This is a genomic window from Thermodesulfobium sp. (genome assembly GCF_053498235.1).
Genome location: NZ_JBRCUV010000005.1, coordinates 1 through 6,126, shown reverse-complemented (window position 1 = coordinate 6,126; position 6,126 = coordinate 1). Strand labels below are relative to the sequence as shown.

Here is a 6,126-nt window from a genome sequence, read left to right as displayed (position 1 = left end):
CCTATATTGAATGCAATTGATATATTTCTACCAAATGCGATGTACGGTTTTGAAATCTCACTTAATATTTTTGAAACAACTATAAAAAGATCTCCTTCTGTTTTTAAGTCTTTAATTACTATACCAAACTTATCAGACTCTAATTTTGCAATTATATCGTAAGAGTAGAGCGTATTTTTTAACCTTTCTCCTATAAGCCTAAGGACCTCATTTGCCCTATTAAAACCAAGTGCCCGATTTATAGAATCAAAGGAAATTGGGTTTATTATAGCTATAGCTCCTATTATATTTCCTTGTAAAGCTCTCCTTAAAAAACGATTAATATTCTCCTGAAATGAACGAAAATTTGGTAAATTTGTTATAGGATCTGTGTATAGAATTCTTTCCAATTGCTCTAGTGTTTCTCGTTCGTTTACGAGTTTACCAATACTGATATAGTTTGTTATTTTTTCATCTTGTTTGAATGGAATTATGTTGACATAAAAGTCTAATATTTTTCCTGATTTTACTTTATACTTGACAAAATTAGAGTATTTCAAGCCACTTTTTAGAACCTCATACATATTTTCTTCAGATTCAATCAAGTAGCTTTTAGGAAAAAATGAGAACAAATTATTGCCAAGGAGCTCTTCCTTTGTATATCCAGATAAATATAAAGCCTTATCGTTTGCATAGATAATTTTGAAGTTCTCATCTGTTATTGCTATAAAATCAAAGCCAGAATCTATAGCAAGCTGTGCCATATTTAAAAACTTTTGTTCTTCAAGCCTATCTAAAGTAAAGGATAAATCCAGCTGTATCTCTTCTAAAAGGTGAAAAAAATCTGAGTGAAATGTGTTCGGCGTTGTGTCATTTAAATACAGGATATATTTCAATTGATTGTTCTGCATTAAGGGTATAGAGCAAACAGAATGTATATTAAAAAAACTATAGATGTCTTGCCAATATGACATATGCGTTTTTTGCAGAACATCTTCAATTATAGCTATCTTTTTTGTACGATATGCTTGTGAAATAGAACCTTTTCCGTATGGTGTAGATGGATCAACCCCTATTGTTAAACGCTTTATTTCCTCTTCATTTTCTTTTGTATTTGCTCTTGTAAATTTTTGTATAAAAGTCCTTGAAGCTTCATCTACATAACCAACTGCGCAGGTAGTATAGCCTACTTTATCGACCAAAATATTGCAAATCTCTTTTAAAAGTTCTTCTTCGTTTTGTATTCTTACAATAAGCTGGTTTACCTGGCTTAGGGCAAAAAAGAGTTTTTGATAGGAAACCTCTTGTGTTCTATCCAACACGAGAACAAATCCAGAGGATTTTTCATTGTACTCTATGGTATATGCAAAAGTAGAAACGGGAATATAAGCTTTAGTTTTCGATAAAAATAAAAAGTTTCTTCGCTCTAAAATAAATGTTTCACCTTGAGTGCGTCTTCTCATAGCTTCTTTGAGTTCTTCTAAGTTGCTTAGATCCTGCGGAACAAAGTCTAATATGCTTTTTCCTAAGATTTCATCTACACTACTATAGCCTAAAATATCTACAAAGCGTTGATTTGCAAATACTATTTTGCCTTCTTCTTGATGAACATAAATGCCGAATATAGTAGAATCTTTTAGAGCATCAAAAAGTCTATTCGACTGCATTAACAATACTCTCCCAATAAGAATTTAAAAAATGTACTCAGATAAAATAGTTTAATCCATAATCCTTAAATTAGTCAATTTACGTCTAATTTTTCTGTAAATTCATCCAACTGAAAATGTTTTCTTTGAAGTAGTTAATAATCTTTACTTTTCCTTTTGTTTGTACCCTGTAGGGTTTGTATATTTAGTTTTTTTACGAAAGGTTGGTGTTATAAATTAGTGCATTTTTCACTGCACTTGTGGTGTATTTTAGCATTGCTGATGACAGTAATTGTGATATACTAATTTAAAATAATCAAAAAGGGGTGGTATACATTGAAATTGTTATACTTTGTGTTAATCTTTTTGTTTCTTGTATTGGTTCAACCAGTATATGCTGCTAGCGAACTATCAAGCATTTCTGAAAACAACAACAACTTTGCTTTCAATATGTTCAGGGAGTTAAATTCTAATAAAAATATGGTCTTCTCACCTTTTAGCATATACACAGCCCTTTCTATTACATCTTTAGGAGCAGGTGGCACAACAAAAGATGAGTTCGACAGAGTTTTAAATAACAATATGTCTCTTGAACAATTTCATCAATCTTATGAAGATATATTGCATAGCGTTTCTATTGGTTCAGAAAAGTTTAATATTGCAAACGCATTATGGCTTGACGATAGTTTTAAACCAGAAGAAGATTTTCTAAACAGCGCTACTAAATTATTCAACACCCATATTGAGAACTTAGATTTTAAAAACAATCCAAAAAATTGCTCAGAAATTATAAACTCGTGGATTGAGAAGAACACTAATGGGCTTATAGAAAATATGCAAAGTTCAAGCAGTATAAACAGAAATACCCGCATGATTATAACCAATGCCATATATTTTAAGGGCATTTGGGAAAGATCTTTTGATCCAAAAGAAAATTCAGAGCTAAACTTTTATGTCACTCCAGATAAACCAGTAAAGACAACTTTTATGCAGCAACAAGGAACCTTTTTTTATTACGAAAACCAATCAGAAAAGTTATTACAGTTAGACTATAAAGGAGATAGTCTTTCCTTGATAATAGTTTTGCCAGAAGGAAACATAGATAATTTCATAAAGAATTTAGATGATAAAGAATTCAGATCGGATTTAAGAAATATGAAACCAGAGTTGTTAAACATAAGGATTCCAAAATTCAAAATAAAATTTGGCTCAGATTTAGTTAAACCGCTAAGCGATTTGGGATTGAGTTCTGCCTTTAATAATGATGCAGACTTCTCAGGTATTACCAAAACTGAAGGCCTTTATATTTCAGAGGTAACTCATCAAGCATACATTGACGTAAACGAAAAGGGCTCAGAAGCTGCTGCAGCTACATCCATAGGCATCATCACAACAGCCTATAACCCAACCCCAGTAAAAGATTTCATAGCCGATCGCCCATTCATCTATGCAATAATAGATAATAAAACAAAAACAATATTGTTTTTAGGACAATTTGTAACGCCGCTTTAAATTTTGCTATAAAAGGAGGTTTTTAATGAAATTATTAAGATTTCTTTCAATTTTTATCATCATCTTGTTTTTTACCCTTTTCACAGTTTTTGATGGCAAGTCATATGCGAGCGTTGTATGCCAACAAAATAACGTTGAATGTGTTCTCAATTCTATAGACAAATCTGACTACGTAAAGTTTACAAAATCAGAAACAGAGTACGGTTTGACAATAGAAGAAAGCGATTTAAGCATAGAAACGTACAACGAAAGTGAAGGCTTTAAACCGTGGTTCTTAGATAACCAACTTCCTGAAAATGCAAAATATTACGTAACGGGTAAATTAACTCTCTTCAGAGGCTTCAAGGCAACTCCAGAAAATTCCATTTTTAAATCACTATTAGAACAATATCCGGATTTAAGGGACAAAGATCTATCTTCTCTAGTAGGCGACACCTTTGAGTGCATATTCAAAACCAAGGATGAATTAAAGGATTTCCTTATAAATGGGCTTAGTGAAAAGTACGTTAGCCATGGGAAACTGATCACAGATCTTGAGAAATTAGAAAACATAAAACCTAACAGCTGGAGACCGATTGACCACACAATAGTCAAAAAACCAGCAATATATCTTTATCCTACCTCTGACAGCACAATTACCGTGTCGATAGAACCAAATGGCAAGATTACAAAAACCATTCCTATCTACAATGAAAAATGGACTGTAAATGTTACGAAGAATGGCAAAATAGATAAAAAATACGATTATCTATTTTACGAGGCAGATCTTAACGAAAGCTTTACTCCGACTGAAGGTTGGATAGTAGGATACAATGATCTTGGCTTATTTTTTGATAAATTTCTGCCAGTCTTAGGGTTGAACAAGAAAGAAGCAACGCAATTCAAAGAATACTGGCTAAGAGAATTAAAAAGGGCTAATTATTACCTAATAAGCCCTGTATCAAGGGAATTCATTGAAAATAATCTGAAATTAGACGTTACACCTACTCCTGAAACAGTAATAAGAGTAATTTTGTATTTCGAGCCTCTTGACAATCCAATAAACATAAAAACGCCCGTTTTAGTGAAACCGAATAGAAATGGCTTTACCCTTGTAGAATGGGGAGGCATATTAGGAGATAAAGCAAGGTAACAAATTAAAAGATTATTAATGGGCGCAAGTAATTTGCGCCCATATTTTTTAGAAGCTTACATCCATCTGAATATAGTATCTTTGATCGGTATCAAGCTGCATTGGGTTAAAGGTATAATAAATCTGGTTTGCTGCATCTGTGTTATAAGGCTTCTTGCCCTTCCAATATTCATAGTTAAACTTCAAAGTAGCATTTTTTGCTATAGGCAATATATACCATACCTGATAGAAATCCTTCCAGGAGGTATCAGAGCTAGAATAGAAAAATGCCACTGGGTTATACCATTTGTTGTTAGCAAAGTAAAAATCGCCCCACAGATAGCCTACAGGAAGTTTATACAAGGCTCCAATTCTGAATGCGCCACCATTTACAGAATTCATTCCCGTGTAAGTATAATTTGATGCATTGGTAACTCCAGCAGGCATATCTACGCTTGTGCCCTCGTAACCAGCCCAAAAATTAACTCCGTAAACGTTGAAATCAGACTGAATCGTCCACCAGTTATACTTTCCATACTGAGGGTTGGAAGCTGCAGTAGGATTTGAATTATAATTGGAGAAATAGGTAAACTTAGGCATCGTGCCATAATCGGCTTCTAAGCCTATAGCATTAAAGATTTTAGATTTAAAGCTCGCAATATAGGCATCCCTGTCCTTTAGGCCATATGTTTCATTTTCTGCAGTAATCAAGCCATCATCAAAAAACTTGACCCATGCAAACGAAAGACTTGAGTCTGGCAGGAAGTTATTCAAGTCAAACCTTACAATTGCGCCCTCAGTTTCTGAATCAAGAAAGAATTTATTGAAGTATTGACCGTCAACCATAGTAGGCAATCTTCCAAGCAAAAATGTTACCGGATATGGATTCAAATTCCAGGTAATAAATGACCTTTCTACAAATAGTCTGTTATCGTTATCATTGTATCCAGAAGTAATAGCTCCCGTCTTTGGGTTGCCAAAAGGACTTGAAAGATCCCCTGTCCCATTTACACCGGCGTTCTTCTCCATTGCAAGCCTGGCAGTATAAGAGATGTTATCAGCAACTGGCGCATTAACGTTAAGCCTTATATAATAACGCATAAAGGTATCTTCTTTATCTAAGGGCTTTGTCGTTTGTGCGCCATTTGGATAAAGCCCATTAACGACTGGCATAAAATAAGATCCGTTAATCGTGGTACCGGGTAAATTTTGAGTCGTAAAGCCTAGGGAAACCACCTTATATGGTTCATCAAGTGCATAGAAAGTCTGTTTCCTATAGGCAAGTCTAAACCTTGCATCTCCTGTAAAGTTCACAGTGTCAAGAGCTGCCTTTTTCTCAAGTGCTGCAACCCTGACGTTTAGTGATGCAAGTTCTGACTTAAACTCTTCAGCTAACTTCATAAGTGTTGCTATGTCGTTTGCGTTTAACTCTATCTTTTGATCCTGTGCGTTTTGACCCTTTTCGTACATATCAAGCATTCTTGCAACTACCATTGCCATCTCATAACGGGTGGCAAGTCTGTCACCTCTAAAAGTTGAGTCTCCATAACCAATGACCAATCCCTTTGCTGCCAAATCCTGCACTGCCTTGTATGCCCAGGAATTAGCTGGCACATCAGAAAAAGGTCCTGCAAAAGCAGATGAAGCTAACAAAAAAACGAATAATAAAGCAAAAAATAGTGAAAGTTTCCTCAACTCATCTCCTCCTTAAAAATTGTGTAAGCTAAAAACCTAAGCTAAACTAAAAAATTCACCTCCCTCTTTAAAAAATAAAATTCTTTCTCCCCTCTTTTTTTAAAGTAAGATTTAAATTAGATTAAATTATAATTAAAATTAGATTAGTGTCAAATTCTCGACATTCCTCAAAAATAACTATAG

4 protein-coding genes are annotated in these 6,126 nt (G+C 34.0%); 2 read left to right on the top strand and 2 right to left on the bottom strand.

All coding sequences use genetic code 11. From position 1 onward, the window contains the following. A partial coding sequence (locus ACWIUX_RS00295; RefSeq protein ID WP_448588722.1) for a PAS domain S-box protein occupies nucleotides 1–1,646 on the bottom strand: 1,646 nt, incomplete at its 3' end. A 315-nt stretch (nucleotides 1,647–1,961) separates the two neighbouring features. On the opposite strand from ACWIUX_RS00295, the gene ACWIUX_RS00290 reads away from it, so the two are divergent. Both ACWIUX_RS00290 and ACWIUX_RS00285 read left to right on the top strand, forming a co-directional pair. Then, complete coding sequence (locus ACWIUX_RS00290; RefSeq protein WP_448588721.1) at nucleotides 1,962–3,137, top strand: serpin family protein; 1,176 nt, start codon at nucleotides 1,962–1,964, stop codon at nucleotides 3,135–3,137. Nucleotides 3,138–3,162: 25 nt separating this feature from the next. Beyond that, entirely contained in the window at nucleotides 3,163–4,269 is a 1,107-nt protein-coding gene (locus tag ACWIUX_RS00285) for a hypothetical protein (protein WP_448588720.1), read from the top strand. A gap of 48 nt (nucleotides 4,270–4,317) precedes the next feature. Here ACWIUX_RS00285 and ACWIUX_RS00280 read toward each other — a convergent pair whose 3' ends face one another. After that, complete coding sequence (locus ACWIUX_RS00280) at nucleotides 4,318–5,943, bottom strand: DUF3373 family protein (protein ID WP_448588719.1); 1,626 nt, start codon at nucleotides 5,941–5,943, stop codon at nucleotides 4,318–4,320. Between the last annotated feature and the right edge of the window lie 183 nt (nucleotides 5,944–6,126).